Here is a 14,865-nt window from a genome sequence, read left to right as displayed (position 1 = left end):
CGTTTTTGAAGTAAAATAAAACGTTTTTTCAAAGAGGTGTGGTATGACAAAAAGAAAAGAATATACAGCAGAATTCAAAATTGAAGCTATAAGACTAGTAAAAGAAACAGGTCAATCATCAGCAAAAATAGCAAGAGATTTGGGTATTAGCGGTGATTCATTAAGCAGATGGGTAAAAACATACAATGATAGAATGTCTGGAGTAGATGCGTTTCCAGGAAAAGGGAAAGTAGCTCATTGTGACAAAGAAAAGTTTGATTTAAAGAAAGAGCTGGCAAGAGTAACGAGGGAAAGAGACATTTTAAAAAAAGCCCTGGGATATTTTGCAAACCAAAAAGAGTAAAATATTCTTTTATAAAAGAACATAAAAAATGCTATAAAATACGGGAATCATGCAGATTTTTGAACGTATCTGCTTGTGGTTATTATAAATGGATTACTAAGGAAAAAAACAACAAAAAATCAATAAGAGAAGAGCTCATACAAGATATTCAGAAGGTATATCGAGCATCACAATGCAGATACGGAGCTCCTAAAATTCACGCTGAATTAAAGGCTTTAGGTAAAAATTATAACATCAAAACAGTGCAAAATGTTATGCAGAAAAATGGCATTCAAGCTAAGCTTAGACGAAAGTTTAAAAGTAAAAAACCACAAATAGACAATAGAGTTATAACTCCTAACATATTAAATCAGAATTTCATCGCTGATCAACCTAACAAGATATGGGTAACTGATATTACGTACATAAAAACTAATGAAGGATGGTTATATTTGGCAGCAATAATAGATTTATATTCACGCATGGTGATTGGCTGGTCAATGAGTAATACAGTAAATAGGCAATTAGTTATAGATGCGTTATTCATGGCTATTGGTAGGCGCAAATCTGCTAAAAATCTACTATTTCATAGCGATCAAGGATCGCAATACACCTCTAAAAATTATCAATTTTTACTAAGTACAAAAAATATTACTTCTAGTATGAGTCACAAAGGTTGTTGTTATGATAATGCTGTTTCAGAGAGCTTTTTTAGTTCACTTAAGAGAGAGTTACTCATTGATACTTCACAACACTCTGCACAACAAGCTAAAACCGCAATATTTGAATATATAGAAATTTTTTATAATAAACAGCGTAGACATTCTACTATTAACTATTGCATTCCTGAGCTTTTTGATTCATCATTCTCATAGCAAAAACGTCTTAACTTTCTGTCTACTTTTTCTGGGTAAGGTCAGAGTCCGCAAGGAGGTTCAATAAGCCCAATCATTTCAAGCATATTTATGCACCATGCGTTTGATATGTGGATGAAACAAAATTATCCAACAGTACCATTTGAAAGATATGTAGATGATGCGATAGTGCACTGCAGAACTAAAAGACAGGCAGGATTTATGAAAGTAATGATTGAAGAAAGATTGGCTAAGTGTAAATTGAAGTTACATCCTGAAAAGACACAGATTGTGTACAGTAAGGATGATGATAGAAAAGAACAATTTCCTAAACAAAGCTTTGATTTTCTAGGTTATACTTTTAGACCTAGAGTAGCAAAGAATAAGATGAGGAATTATTTCATCTCATTTCTACCTGCAATTAGTAACAAAGCCAAGAAGAAGATCAAGAAAACCATAAAGTCATGGAGAATACATCGGATTACATGGACCACACTAGAGGAAATATCGAAGAAAATAGATCCAATAGTCAGAGGCTGGTTTCAGTACTATGGCAGGTTTTATAAATCAGAGATGTATCCATCTCTCAGGAATATAGAGAGATACCTCATAAGATGGGTCAGGACAAAATATAAGAAACTTCGTGATCACGGAAGACTAGCAAAGCAATTTTTAGGAAAAGTGAGAAAGAGGTCTCCAAGTATTTTCTATCATTGGACACTTGGGTTAGGATCAAAAGGCTAAATAATGGGAGCTGTATAAGCCGAGAGGTTTCCGTGCAGTTCTGCGAGAGACTGGTGGGGAAGTTCCGCCGGTCTACTCTCCGTGTTATACATTGTGTAAGCGAGAACCAAGCACAACTAATTTTGAGTCAACTTGAACAGAGACTGAAGATTTGCAAATTGGAAATAAAACATACAAAGACCAAAATTATCTATTGTCAAGACGGAAAGCGGAAGGAGAATCATGAGAATGTATCATTCACATTCCTTGGGTATGAATTTCGAAAAAGGCTTGTACGGAATAGAAAGGATGGTAGTCTATTTGTAAGCTTTACTCCAATAGCAAGCAAAGAAAGTTTAAAGAAGATGAGAAAAGAAATTAGAGGCTGGAAATTTGCTCGTAGAACAAACTTGGAAATAGAGGATATATCACGGATATGTAATCCAATCCTGAGGGGGTGGTTTAATTATTACGGGAAGTATCATATAACTGCACTAGATAGCATAATAAGAATGTTTAATAGGAAACTCAGAAAGTGGTTTCAAGCAAAGTACAAAAAGCTGAGAGGACATAGAACCAAAGCAGCTAAGGTACTAGAGAGAACTGCAAAGAGTAAACCAAATCTGTTTGTACACTGGAAATTAAGTATAGGGTTAGGGCAATGACTAGTGGGAGCCTTATGAAGCGCGAGTTTCACGTAAGGTTCTGTGAGGGGCCAGGAAGGAAGTTTTCCTGGTCTACTCTCCTCGCATTTCGCCGTATCTTTGGCACTGAAAAGAATAAAGACATCCTCATTCACTTTTTAAATGATATTTTGAGCTTTACTGGCAAAAATGCAATACAGGATATAGAGTTTTTAAGTACTATTCAAGACCCTGATATTGCCTCTAAAAAGCAAAGCATTGTTGATGTATTATGTAGAGATTCCACGGGGGTGCAATGGATTATTGAGATGCAGGTCGCTAAAACCAAAGGCTTCGAAAAACGTGCCCAATACTATGCTGCTAAAGCTTACTCAAGACAAGCTGATAAAGGTGATCAATATCATGATCTTAAGGAAATTATCTTTATTGCTATAGCAGATTGTATTTTATTTCCTGATAAGTCTGAGTACAAATCAAAGCATACTATTCGCGATGAAGATACTAATGAACATGATCTAAAAGATTTTTACTTTGTATTTATTGAACTGCCTAAATTTTCCAAAACTAAAGAAGATCAGCTTTCAAATATAGTTGAGAAGTGGGTGTATTTTTTTAAGTACGCTGATGAAACAAGTGAAGAAGAATTGGAAAGGATAAAAGGAAGTGACGTAATAATCAAAAAAGCGTATGAAGAGCTAAACAGGTTTAACTGGTCAGAAAAAGAGTTTATAGCTTATGAACAGGAGACTAAGCGTATTCGTGATGAACAGGCTGTCCTTGCTCAAAAACTCGATGATGCTAAACATGAAGGAATCCAAATCGGCCATCAAAAAGGTAAAATTGAAGGTAAAATTGAAGTTGCAAAAAACTTACTGAAAGCTAGCGTATCTGTTAACTTAATAGCTGAGTCTACCGGCCTTTCGATAGATGAAATTGAACAACTCAAGAAAAAAGCCTAAGTATTGCAACTCCCTTAAAGCTCTATCCATTTTTAACTTATTATATTTCTTTATCCACTAGTCTAGAGCCTATATCTAACTCTTCCGCTATTCTCGCTATGGCCTGTTTGATTTTCTCACCAATTCTACGTATCAGTTAAATGCATAATATCTAAATATAGAAAATGTTTTTCATAAAATTTTTCTTGTCCTTGATAAGTTTAGTGTTGATATTTGATTCTAATTTTTGCATAATGCAGTAAGTATTTTTATATGGAGAGTGCAATGCCAAGAAAAACAGATCGTCATGCCGCAATACTTAAAAAACTACAGGATATTATTAAACATAGGGATCCTGATGTTGCTGCTGGAAGGCGCTTAGCTATCGAAAGATGGGTAAAAACTTATACCAGGCAGGTAGAATACCTTAAAGATGATGGGCTGAAATTTTTATATAATGTATTTCAAGATGAAAATTGTTGGTCAGGTACAAGATTAAATAACGCAACGCTAGGGCAAAAGCTAACTACAGAAAAAATAGGTGAAGTAGAAAACCCATTTTCTAGGTATAATATGGCATGTAAGTACTGTATGGTAGACAAAATTCAACCACTTTTTCAGGAGAAGTTTGAATTTCACAAGGGTAGGTTTTCCCCTGATGCAGTAGATGGTGATGGTAGGCCCGCAGCTAGCAACAACAAATACATAAGAAGTGATCTATTAGGGTCTATGGAAAGTTATGATCCTGTATTTAGCTTCTGGATTGATCGAGAATCTGAAGGATTAAAATTAAAAGAATACAGTAGTGTAGAAGGTTTTAGGGAAGCTGTAGGTCTTAGATGGAGTGAGGGAGTGGAATATTTTTATGACCGTTTAAGTGAAAGAGAAAGAGAAAAGGAAATTATCGGTGCAATTACTACATTATCTTCTGTTCAATGTAATTATAATGGTGCTGTTATTTTAGATTTTTGTCTGAGCAAAATGAATGCTCAAGGAAAAAATGAACTGTTGAAAAACTCTGAGTTATCAAAAAAAGACAAAGGAATATATTCTCTTCTTAGCATATTGATACGCCAAAATTTTTTTGATACAGTTCAAACTATAGTTCCAATGTTTAAAAATAAAATATTAGAAGATAAAATACTTTCACCTAAGGATTACGCTCTTCTTCTTTCTTCCCTTTCGGATAAGGTCGTTGAAAGTCCTACTTTAAGTACTCAAGCTAGAAAAATTATGATGGATCTTATAAGATGTGGTAATTTCAATAGCCAGGAAGGAAAGGAAGAAAAGGCTGCAGTCTTTTTTTCCAGTGGCATAGTGCCAATCAAACATGCTCTTGCAGGATTGATCATTGACTTGGAATTGAGTAGCGGAACAGGTAGTGCTGCAAATGTAAAAAAGAGTGAAATACTAGAAATATTGCAATTTGCTAAGAAGTTTTGTTCAACTACAGACTTTAAAAATTTTGAAAAGTCTATAGTTAAAAATCTAAAGATTGTTGGAAGAGCTGGTATGAAAGATGATATAGATTATGATAAATTGGCAGAAAAGCTATTTTATGAGTTAGAAAAGGAAGCGCCTCTGCCTCCTCAAGGCGGTGATTTTGGTGGCTCTGGTGATCCACAGTCTATGTTGAAGGGTGCTGGAGTTAGTGGATTTTCTTGTCACAGAAGATAGAGGTATTTATATGCATGGTAACGGTGAAAACATTGGGTTAATTAGAAGTTTGTTAAATGGAAATTGCCAAGGTTTCGTGGAAAGGTTTGAGTCTTTTTTAGATCAGAGTCCATCTTTTTTACATTCCGTTGGTAAAGATCGTTTCTTTCCTGCATTTTTTTTCGGTATGTTTGCTACTGTACATGATTCTGATGTTGCAAATAATAATGAAAGGATTTTTTTTCGCTTTGATAATGATCCAGATAATCATAGAAGGGGAAATTTAAAGGTTGCTGTCTTAACTAATGAGGTAGATCAAAGAAATAACAGAGTTGTAAGGTGCTACACTATTGCTGATAGGCAAAACAGTTTTGGCTCAAGATTTAGCGAAGAAGAGAGGCAGTGGTTAGAAGATGAGCTGCAGAGGCAGGGTATTAGAAGAAGGCGAGTAGCTTGGCAGGAGTATAAAACATTTGTATGGGCATGGAATCAGGGGGAAGATGAGGATGAAGAAGCAGTAAGGTGCATGCAATTTCGTGAGGGAGAAGCATTTACTGGAAATTCAGCATCTCCGTGTGATGGCTTTGATGAAATTACCAGAACACCTGGATTGCAAAATAATTATTTACTAAATTTAATAAATGGGTTAGTAGACAATAATGCAGTTAATATAAGAGATAATATTGAAGATGTTTTACAGTATATTCTGGATACATATGATAGGTATAATCAATCGTTAAACTTTAATGGTATCGAATCTGACTACCATGGCTTTTTGTCAGGCTTTTTGATGAATTTTAGGTATCGCCATGTAGCTGGCATTTATCTTGAATTGTTTGTAGGAGGAGGGTATACAGATATTACTTTTCTTGTGCGTGGTGTGCAGAGGTTAGGGGATTCTGTGCCTATCATAATTGAGCTTAAGGCAGGAAGAAGAAGTGCTGCAGATGCGTTAGAGCAAGCAGAGAACTACGTTAACAGATGTCCTGTTTCATCACTGTCTATCCATACCTCATCAGGCAATGCTATCTGTGTGGGACTGAACTTTGACCTTAATCGTAGGCGTTTTCAGCTTAGTATAGAAAATTTCTTAGAAAGGGAATATTCTTTAGTAGAAAGATTATTTGAACCCTTAGCAAATCAAGAAGTTGAAGAAAATGTCAGAGATTATTTACTCCATCCATCGTTTGGTGTACCTGCTGTACCTGGTGTGAGAAGTAGAGGTGGTGTTAGCGCTAGAGATAGAAGAGTATTTCTTTATACAACTGGGTTTACTTTTGGAAGTACTGCATTTACAAGAAGAAGAGTTGTGTTAAGAGATGGAAATGAGATATATGTAACTAAGTACTTGTTTGAGTATCATGATAACGATAGGATGCTAGGTCCGCAAGGAGGAATTGCACAAGTAAATATTGGAGATCGTGCTTTAACTATGGTTTTACATGTGTTATTAGGGAGGGAAGAAAGAGTTGTTGTGTTTCATATCCGTCATATCTTGGGTCACCAATTTCCCAATATGGGATTAGATTTAGCACAATGGCCAAATGCTAGGGTTTATGAAGTGATGTGCCAATTAGACCCTAATAGAAGGAATGAAGATGATTTAGGCCTAACTGTTAATATAATACCATTCCAGTCACCTGCTCATTATCTGCAGAATAGGGGTAATGCTGTTTTTCAAGGTGACGTTTTACAAGTAGGTGGTGTTAGTAATGTGCACAGTGCTGCAGATATAATGATGAATACTGGTTGGCAAGTACAAAATCGTCATGCACAAGTATTCCAAGCCATTTCTAATGTGTTATTTCCATTAAGGTGGACAGTAAATAGAGATAACGCTAGGGAAGCAGGATTTCATTCTATATTGCATGGGTTATTTTACGCTTGCAGTAATCCAGCTAGGGTAATTATTGAATTTCAGTTGGGAGGAGGGCAGAAAGTGGACTTAGTTCTGTTAAGATCTGTGGAAGCGAGAGATGGTACCCATCCAATTGTAATAGAGTTAAAGTTTGCTGGTACTGGAGAGCTACAGCGAAAAATCGCAGAAGCAAATACTCAGCTAGGTAGTTATTTTAATGCTAGAGGATATAAGCGTATTACTGACGGGAACACAGTAGTTTTAACGTATGCCATCTTCAATGATCGTGCACAGGGGCCAAATACTCTTATATCAGTTAAGGATGTTCTTCGTATAAAGGACAACTTAGGACATAGTTCTGCAGATGATCTTCCTGGTAGATGAGGGTTATTGAGAGTTTATGTGTCAAAAATGAATTGCTATTAATTCAGCAACATATATCGTTAAAAACTTAAACAACGCAACCATTTTCAGCAACTATAGTAGTTTCGAAAATAAATGATAAATTTCCATTACGGGATTAATTGCTAAAAGCTGCAAATCTGTATATTAGCACACTATCACTTATTTTAGAAAACACTATAAAACCAGCAACCGTGAGAAGTGTTCGTTTTGGGATGGGATGGTCTACCAAACGATACATACGAACTTTTTAATATAGTGATTTCATTATACGCTAAAACTAGCCATATTAGCCCATTTCATCCATATCTATATACGAACTGTTTTGCCTAAGCTTATTGAAATAATTTAAATCTTCTATTTTTATAACCTTATTTTTACGCGGCTTGTTCTCACAAATATACGACCTTTTTTGCAATCTTAGGAAGAGTAAATAATTCAATTCTTTATAACACTAGCTAGCATGGTATCTTCACTAAAATATTTTTTGAAAAAGTTAGTTGACTTATAAATAATTCTCTATTAATATTGGCATGTGTTTATTCATTTTGCTGAAGTTGCTCCTTACAAGTTTGTTGTAAAAAAACTTCAGCAGTTTCCGTACTCCTTTAAAGCATAATCCATCATGCTCTTATAGTAGTGATATCAAATATAGGTCTTAACCATGTTAATTTATAGTAAAATTAGCTCAAATTTGGAGTCATAAGCAACTTTTAACCTATCTACATACTCCATTGTTACTCACCATAAAAACTTAACAAAAGTATAAGTAGTAAAAAGATTATGGTTATTGATTTAATGTTATATATTGCATATAATGTATTATTTATGTTTAGAGGGGTAAGTATGGGTGAGTCTACTGGAATGATAAAATCTATCATCATCTTTAATAGGCAACCATTTGCTTGTAATGTGTTGGCTTTTGTGCTCTACTTTATCTCTTAGTGAAACTTTAAGTTCCATATCCTGCACACAAAGAAATCCATATTTATACCAACATTCGTTATGGGGAACACAAATGATAAATTTATTTAACTTCGCAATTATAGGCAAAAACAGCTCTTTTTCATGTGTTTCATAACTAACGGAAATTTGTATTAGAAAAATTATGCTTGCATCAGCCTTTATTCATGCTAGTTATTGTACATAATGTATTTATAGATTGAGGGAATATGGTGTTAGAATATATTTTAGATACTAAGCAAGTTTATAAAAAAAAGCCATTTGGTCAGTTAGCTGATGAAGAACAGCATACAGAACGTTTTGGTCAGTACACCATTGAAGGTAATGCATCATCGTTAAGTCAAGAACAAAGTGATGATGACTGGCATGAGTCCGTTATTGAAGACAAAAATACTGTTGTTGAAAGTTCTTTTATTCCAGAAAACTCAATTTTGATGAATTTAGCAAATCTGTTAACTGAGAGCGAAAAAGTTTCGATTGATGAATTTCATGACAAGATGGAAAGTATAATGAAAGGGTTTCATGAAAATAGATACGAAAATTCTGCAAAGGTAACTCTAGAAAAGATGGAACGTTTAATAGATGAATATTTGAAAAGAAAAATAAAGCTAAATTTACGCTGTGATCAATATGAATGCACTGTGTCAAATTTTGTATTCAAAAAAATAATTGATATTGCTAATGCTAGCAGTGTTATGCGTATAACGCCTACTACTAGATCACGGTATAAAGATGATGGAGAAGAGGCAATAGATGAATGGGAAGAGGCTTTAGAACCTTTATTCAATATTGTCAATAAGCTATTATCAGCAGGTGCAAAAATAGAGTCTGATTTTTACAATGATAGGATGATAGGTGAAGTTATGTGGGGAAGTGATGAGCCTATTTTTACAGAGTGTAAAAAAATTAAGGACGAACTAAAAAGTATCGCATATAAGGGTTTAGTAAACAAGAATGAACAGATTCAAGATGATGATCTGAAAGTAGAAGTAGATAACAATCTTGCTCTTTTCAGGTGGCCACAAAACAGTATCGTTGAAGTTGCAAAGGTTATGAATAGTAAGGTGAATGAAAATTTCAGTATAGAAAGTAGCATCTTACAGATCGGAGAAAGTATAATAAGAGTTGAAAGCATAGGAAGAAAAAGAAATTATACAGATGTCTTAGGGGGTGGCATTGAAATGTCCTTTATCACTGAAGTAGGTAAGATTAATATTCATCTATGTCCTAGTGATGAAGGTAGTAATATAATAAAAGTAAATCTTGATGAAGAGAGCCAAGAGAAGTTTGACAAATTAAAAGATAAATCAAGTTTAGGAGAAAGTTGCTTTTTAGGAGGAAAAAGTGTTCTACAAGCTTTAAACGATAAAGGTTTTGAAAGAAACGGCGGAATACTTATAGAGTTAGCTGAAACTATTAAACAATCAGATTTTGTGGTGAAAGAGTTAGGTATTCCATCCACTATTATGAAGTCAATCGATAGTTTAGATAGCTGCAAAAGAAAGGTCTTGGAGAGGTAAAAAGTTGATATGTTTTCAAAGCAAGATTCTTGGAGGTATTCAATAAACTATACGCTCAAAGCAAGGAGAAATAGCATGAGGATTTAGAGAAATTAAGTTGATAATTTAGAGATTATTATAAAGAAATCATTTTTCTTTCTTGGTGTTTACTCTTTTATAGGTATAGCCTTTTATATTTGATTCAAAGAAGACTGACTGCTCCACACTTTTTCGAATTTTGTGTTTGATTGAATTGACTTTTGTGATACCTACAGAATTTCCTTTATCAGACCCAACACATGATTCAGCGAAAGAAGGGCTATTAGGTTCTTATGCAATAATTTTGAAGCTCTGAGGTCGTTTCACATATAAGTTTAAGATTGTCACTATTTTCATCATATAATTAAGCTTTTAATTTTGAAGTATTTTCTGGCACATCGATCTCCTGTTGCTTTTACAAATTAAGACCATAGAATTTCTCCATCTGCTCACTCCATAACATAGGTATTTCCCTCAAGTCAGCTAACTTCAAACTCCTTGGCTGCCTCCCATTTACTATATCTTCTTTAATTTTTGGTGCTAAATAATTCAACCTTAAAATTTGTTGTATACGTCTTGTACCTATATTAATTTTGGCACTCAGCTCCTTCACACTTTCATATTTTCCCTCTTCTAGTTGCCGTTTCCACAAATGAGCTCTTACCACTGCTTTCAGTAGTACATTATTTGTTTTTCCTTCTGGCTCTACTACTGTACATTTGTTTCCTTTCTTTTTTATTGGTATAAATTCCACCTTATCCTCTGAACTCACTTCTATTCCATCTTCTTTTACCATTACTCCCTTTATTAATTTTTTCATTGCTTCTTTCTGTTCTCTGAAGCTTAAATTTTCTCCATTTCCATATAAGCGTTCAGCTCTTTTCATCACTTCTTTTTCCACCTCTCCCGCTACTATAGTTCTGTTTATTGATTCACAACCTTTTCCCCTTAAATGGTTATTGCACACGTAATATCGGTACCTTTTATTTTCTTTTTTTGCATACGTTAGTGTCATATTTACACCACAGCTCTTGCACTTAATTATTCCCCTAAGCAATGCTTCCTCATATTTTGCTTTTCTATATGGTTGATTCTTTATCAATTCCTGCGCTTTTTGCCATTTTTTTTCTTCTATTATTGCTTCATGTTTTCCTTCATACTGTTTGTCATAATGCCGTATTTTTCCCATATATATTGGATTTGTTATTATTCTTCTCACCGTCGCCTTTTTAAAGATATCTGATTTTGTTCTGTAACCTTGGCTATTTAACTCCCTTGCCAATTCTGCCATTGACTTCAGCTCTATATACCTCTCAAATATATGTTTTACCAACTTTGCTTCTTTCTCATTTATTATTAATTCTTTATCTTTTACATCATACCCAAGCGGCAAAGTTCCACCCATCCATAGTCCTTGTTCTTTTGATGTTGCTATTTTATTTTTTACTCTCTCTACTATCATTTCTCTTTCTAGTTGTGCTGCTCCTGATAACACTGTTTGTACAAACTTTCCCATTGGCGTATTATTGTCAAATATCTGCGTTACTGCTACAAAATTTACTCTATGCCTTCTAAAAAATGACGTTACTTCGATGCTGTCTTTTGTTTCTCTCGAGAGCCTATCTAGCGTATATACTACCACACAATCTACTTCTCCTCCTTTAACATCTTCAAACAATTCCTTTATCGCTGGTCTTTCTAAATTTTTTCCTGAATAGCCGCCATCATCGTACCTTTTTGCCAATGCTACCCAGCCTTCTCTGCTCTTTATGTACTTTTCACATGCTACTCGCTGGGCATCAAGACTGTTAAACTTTTGTTCTAGCCCATCCTCATTTGATTTTCTTGTATATATCGCACACCTTACTTCTTTTAGCATTTTATTCTCTTCAATTTTCATTTTTATCACGCATACCGAATAATAAAGGTCCGTTGTAGCTCATTCCCATTATTTTCCCGGCTACTGCTGATAATGATGTGAAAAATTCTTCTCGGTAGATTAAACCCTTATCTGTTACCATTACTGTATGAGTCTCTTCCCCTCTTATATGTTAAAACAAGTCTTTATAAATGTTATAGAATGGCAATATAAGGACATATGGAGAAGAGGAACCGTTTCCCTTCTTGGTTATAAGAACCGTTTTTGAGCAAGGTTCTCTTCTCTGTTTTATATACTGAAAGTTCCGAACAACTGATTGAGCTTTTAGGCTCGTATATAAGGGTGGAAAATGCAGTATTCAATATTATTTTATGGAGGAATTATGAATTCACCAAATACTATTGCTGGCATTGATGTTAGCAAAACTAAACTAGACATCCACATTCATCCACTTAGTTATTATAAAACGTTTGAAAATAACGTACAAGCTATTGATCAAGTGCTTGACTTTCTACGTTTGCATAATGTAACAAAAGTTGGATTAGAAGCTACTGGTGGATACGAAAAACTATGCGCTTACACTTTACTAAGCAATGGTTTTGAAGTATATGTCATTCAACCTAGATGGGTTAGAAATTACGCAAAAAGCCTTGGTATTAGTACTAAAACTGATAAAATAGACTGTAGTATCATCTCACGTTATATTAATAATACAGACATGCGTGTTACTCCTTTAAATGTTAATAATACTGATTGTTTGAAGCAAAAACTATCTCGCAGAAATCAACTAGTGGAAATGGCAAAGATACAGAAAACCCAAGCTCACCAGATAACCGATGTATCCATAATCAAACAAATAGAAGAATTGCTTGTAATTTTACAAAATCAAATTCAAATCTTGGAAGATGAAATAATGGTATTAATTGATCAAAGTCAAGAGCTTAAAAAAAAATACATGTCAATAACTAGTATACCAGGTGCCGGTAAAACTTTGGCTATTACTATGATCTGTTACATGCCAGAACTAGGAACTCTTAAACATAAAGAAATATCTAGCCTTTCTGGAATTGCGCCATTTAATCGAGACAGCGGTTTTAGTAAAGGAAAAAGGTGTATTCAAGGCGGTAGATCGCAAATTAGAACAGTTTTGTATATGTGTATCCTTAGTGCACAAAGGTACAATTCTTATATAAAAATCTTCTTTGATAGACTATATGATCAATACAAAAAACCATATAAAGTTGCTTCTACTGCTGCCATGAGAAAATTACTTATTCTTGCTAACTCTTTAGTAAGAGATGGTAGAGTGTTCACTAAGGAATATAGCCCTAATTCTGCTTTTATCTAGTACTAGCGTAGCTGTGAATAAATACGTCTACATAAACTTTAAGTATTTATTCACAGCTACATCAATTTTTCTATTGACTTTTAACACAACTGCTCTCTAGTATTAATTCTGTCCCTTCTACTGGTAATTTGTCACTACTTATTCTTTTTCCCTTCTCTAGTCGATCTGCCAGATACTCTAGTCTTTTTGCTCCTTTTCTTGACATTTCTCCATATGCTTTTTCCTGCATTCTATAAGCTAATCTTGGTATCAGATATTTCTTTGAGTATCTAGGCGCTTCTTCCCCAAATACCTTCTTCCATATTCTTCTCAACTCTACCAACGCTTTTTTCTCTAAATTCATTACCTTCTTTTCTATTTCTTTCTCCATGCTTTTAGCCTCTTATAGAAGATTTCCCACTTTGCTGTTCAAATAACTTTTCAATTCTGTCTGTTTCTTTCTTTAATACCTCGGTTATCTTTTTGCTATTTTTAGCATAATCCATCGCTATCATTCCAAATTTATCCGCTTGCTCTATTTCTCCTCCAGCTTTTACCAGCTCCTCCACTATTTCTTTTTCACCTACCATGCACGCAAGGTGTAGAGGTATGCATTTATTTCCATATTCCTCAGCATTTACGTCTGCTCCTGATTTTATCAATTCCCTCACGATTTCTAGACGTTTCTCCGTTACCGCTAGGTGCAGTGCTGTGTATCCTTTCACATCTGCTGCATTCACATTCACTCCTTTTTCAACTAATAACTTCACTGTTTTTACCTCTACTGCATAATGCAGAGCTGTTCTTTCCTTCTCGTCTCTTTCATAAATATTTTCATATGAGTTCTCTAATAATTCTTTTGCTGACCTATTAAATTTGCCAAGCTTTAACATAATCCACCTCACCTTTTCTTTAAATTTAAATCCCTCTTTTAAACCTTCCTTTTCGCTACCTCATCTATCATTTCGTTCACTTGGCTCATTATTTTGCTTGCTAAATTTTTACATTCTTTCTTTATTAGCGATTTGTCTCTCTTCCTTATTTCTCCTATCTCTATTATTTTTAGCTCCGGCATGTAGCTTCCATTCAACATGTCTGCTATTTCTCCCACTAGCCTCTCTATTCCATAGCACGTCAGTTCTCTACTTTTTGTTATTCCTCCTTTTTCTCTCAAAAATTTGCTTGCCTTTTCACTTTCTTTGCTATCACACAGAGAATACTTTTCACTTTCCCAGATATAGTACATTGGTGTTGCACCATATTTATTCAGTTGATTAACCTCAGCTCCTGCTTTTACTAGCTCCTTTATTATTTCAACTCCTGCTCCTCCTATTTTGCACGCAGAGTGCAGTGGCGTACATCCAGTGACATATTGAGTGGCATTTACTTCTGCTCCTTCTCTTAGCAGCACTTTTACATTTTCTAAACTTTTCGCAAATACTGCACAGTGCAGAGGTGTATAACCATTTTTATCTCTTGCATTAACCTCTGCCCCTTTTTTTATTAATAATCTCACTGTTTTGTAATCAGAGATTTCTACTGCTTGGTGCAATATCGTCTCTCCTTCTTCATTTCTTTTATTAATGTTTTTAAACCCTTTACTTGATACTTCTTTAAAAAACTTACTAAAAGATTCTTTGCTAAACTTCATACTTACCTCACAAAATTAGCTTTTCTAGCGCCAGATAAATTTCTTATGTTTACCTGCTGCTATTCAAGTCATGTCTGTTTTAGCATAAGAAAGCAAGTCTTTTTCTTTTT

General features: G+C 34.4%; 12 protein-coding genes and 2 pseudogenes. 9 read left to right on the top strand and 5 right to left on the bottom strand.

Going from position 1 to position 14,865, the window contains the following annotated elements:
• Positions 1-43: 43 nt before the first annotated feature.
• The 8 genes from ABWU52_RS03415 to ABWU52_RS03380 all read left to right on the top strand — a co-directional run bounded on the left by ABWU52_RS03415 (position 44) and on the right by ABWU52_RS03380 (position 9,880).
• A complete protein-coding gene (locus ABWU52_RS03415) occupies positions 44-343 on the top strand; it encodes a transposase (RefSeq protein ID WP_064085359.1) in 300 nt (99 codons plus the stop codon).
• Positions 319-1,197 carry an IS3 family transposase gene (locus tag ABWU52_RS03410; RefSeq protein WP_353277703.1) on the top strand — a complete coding sequence of 293 codons (879 nt, stop codon included), beginning with the start codon at positions 319-321 and terminating at the stop codon, positions 1,195-1,197. The genes ABWU52_RS03415 and ABWU52_RS03410 overlap by 25 nt, the downstream gene beginning before the upstream one ends.
• Positions 1,198-1,287: 90 nt before the next feature.
• Positions 1,288-1,920, top strand: a complete 633-nt coding sequence (locus ABWU52_RS03405; RefSeq protein ID WP_353277600.1) for a group II intron maturase-specific domain-containing protein — start codon at positions 1,288-1,290, stop codon at positions 1,918-1,920.
• 158 nt (positions 1,921-2,078) lie between these two features.
• Positions 2,079-2,564: a group II intron maturase-specific domain-containing protein gene (locus tag ABWU52_RS03400; protein WP_353276428.1), complete on the top strand. Its 486-nt coding sequence runs from the start codon at positions 2,079-2,081 to the stop codon at positions 2,562-2,564.
• A 14-nt stretch (positions 2,565-2,578) separates the two neighbouring features.
• Positions 2,579-3,502, top strand: a complete 924-nt coding sequence (locus ABWU52_RS03395) for an Rpn family recombination-promoting nuclease/putative transposase (RefSeq protein ID WP_353277599.1) — start codon at positions 2,579-2,581, stop codon at positions 3,500-3,502.
• 264 nt (positions 3,503-3,766) lie between these two features.
• Positions 3,767-5,158, top strand: coding sequence for a hypothetical protein (locus ABWU52_RS03390; RefSeq protein WP_353277597.1), 1,392 nt, complete (start codon positions 3,767-3,769; stop codon positions 5,156-5,158).
• 10 nt (positions 5,159-5,168) lie between these two features.
• Entirely contained in the window at positions 5,169-7,379 is a 2,211-nt protein-coding gene (locus ABWU52_RS03385; RefSeq protein ID WP_353277595.1) for a hypothetical protein, read from the top strand.
• Between the two features lie 1,190 nt (positions 7,380-8,569).
• The gene (locus tag ABWU52_RS03380) at positions 8,570-9,880 is read left to right on the top strand and encodes a hypothetical protein (RefSeq protein ID WP_353277593.1); all 1,311 of its coding nucleotides are present in this window, start codon (positions 8,570-8,572) and stop codon (positions 9,878-9,880) included.
• Positions 9,881-10,313: 433 nt separating this feature from the next.
• Here ABWU52_RS03380 and ABWU52_RS03375 read toward each other — a convergent pair whose 3' ends face one another.
• The gene (locus ABWU52_RS03375) at positions 10,314-11,777 is read right to left on the bottom strand and encodes a recombinase family protein (RefSeq protein ID WP_353277591.1); all 1,464 of its coding nucleotides are present in this window, start codon (positions 11,775-11,777) and stop codon (positions 10,314-10,316) included.
• Positions 11,778-11,787: 10 nt separating this feature from the next.
• Positions 11,788-11,943 (bottom strand): annotated as a pseudogene (locus tag ABWU52_RS03370) (DUF2924 domain-containing protein); the annotation flags it as partial.
• A 216-nt stretch (positions 11,944-12,159) separates the two neighbouring features.
• Between ABWU52_RS03370 and ABWU52_RS03365 the strand changes: the two are divergent.
• Positions 12,160-13,125, top strand: a complete 966-nt coding sequence (locus tag ABWU52_RS03365) for an IS110 family transposase (RefSeq protein ID WP_353276609.1) — start codon at positions 12,160-12,162, stop codon at positions 13,123-13,125.
• Between the two features lie 94 nt (positions 13,126-13,219).
• On the opposite strand, the pseudogene ABWU52_RS03360 reads toward ABWU52_RS03365, so the two are convergent.
• The 3 genes and pseudogenes from ABWU52_RS03360 to ABWU52_RS03350 all read right to left on the bottom strand — a co-directional run.
• Positions 13,220-13,495: pseudogene (locus ABWU52_RS03360) on the bottom strand (DUF2924 domain-containing protein); the annotation flags it as partial.
• A 4-nt stretch (positions 13,496-13,499) separates the two neighbouring features.
• Positions 13,500-13,997, bottom strand: coding sequence for an ankyrin repeat domain-containing protein (locus ABWU52_RS03355; protein WP_353276180.1), 498 nt, complete (start codon positions 13,995-13,997; stop codon positions 13,500-13,502).
• A gap of 38 nt (positions 13,998-14,035) precedes the next feature.
• Positions 14,036-14,755 (bottom strand): ankyrin repeat domain-containing protein, encoded by a 720-nt coding sequence (locus ABWU52_RS03350; RefSeq protein WP_353276182.1) that lies wholly within the window; start codon positions 14,753-14,755, stop codon positions 14,036-14,038.
• Positions 14,756-14,865: the final 110 nt, after the last annotated feature.

The sequence above is a fragment of the Wolbachia endosymbiont (group B) of Villa cingulata genome, from assembly GCF_964028285.1.
In the GTDB taxonomy this organism is placed as follows: Bacteria; Pseudomonadota; Alphaproteobacteria; order Rickettsiales; family Anaplasmataceae; genus Wolbachia.
Note: the sequence above shows the minus strand (reverse complement) of the source record. Positions and strands in the feature narration are given on the sequence as shown.

Bases quoted from the DNA above. Each gene is read 5' to 3' on its own strand.
- ABWU52_RS03415 (WP_064085359.1), top strand. From the start codon at position 44: ATGACAAAAAGAAAAGAATATACAGCAGAATTCAAAATTGAAGCTATA.
- ABWU52_RS03385 (WP_353277595.1), top strand. From the start codon at position 5,169: ATGCATGGTAACGGTGAAAACATTGGGTTAATTAGAAGTTTGTTAAAT.
- ABWU52_RS03395 (WP_353277599.1), top strand. From the start codon at position 2,579: ATGAAGCGCGAGTTTCACGTAAGGTTCTGTGAGGGGCCAGGAAGGAAG.
- ABWU52_RS03405 (WP_353277600.1), top strand. From the start codon at position 1,288: ATGCACCATGCGTTTGATATGTGGATGAAACAAAATTATCCAACAGTA.
- ABWU52_RS03380 (WP_353277593.1), top strand. From the start codon at position 8,570: ATGGTGTTAGAATATATTTTAGATACTAAGCAAGTTTATAAAAAAAAG.
- ABWU52_RS03375 (WP_353277591.1), bottom strand. From the start codon at position 11,777: ATGCTAAAAGAAGTAAGGTGTGCGATATATACAAGAAAATCAAATGAG.
- ABWU52_RS03350 (WP_353276182.1), bottom strand. From the start codon at position 14,755: ATGAAGTTTAGCAAAGAATCTTTTAGTAAGTTTTTTAAAGAAGTATCA.
- ABWU52_RS03390 (WP_353277597.1), top strand. From the start codon at position 3,767: ATGCCAAGAAAAACAGATCGTCATGCCGCAATACTTAAAAAACTACAG.
- ABWU52_RS03365 (WP_353276609.1), top strand. From the start codon at position 12,160: ATGAATTCACCAAATACTATTGCTGGCATTGATGTTAGCAAAACTAAA.
- ABWU52_RS03355 (WP_353276180.1), bottom strand. From the start codon at position 13,997: ATGTTAAAGCTTGGCAAATTTAATAGGTCAGCAAAAGAATTATTAGAG.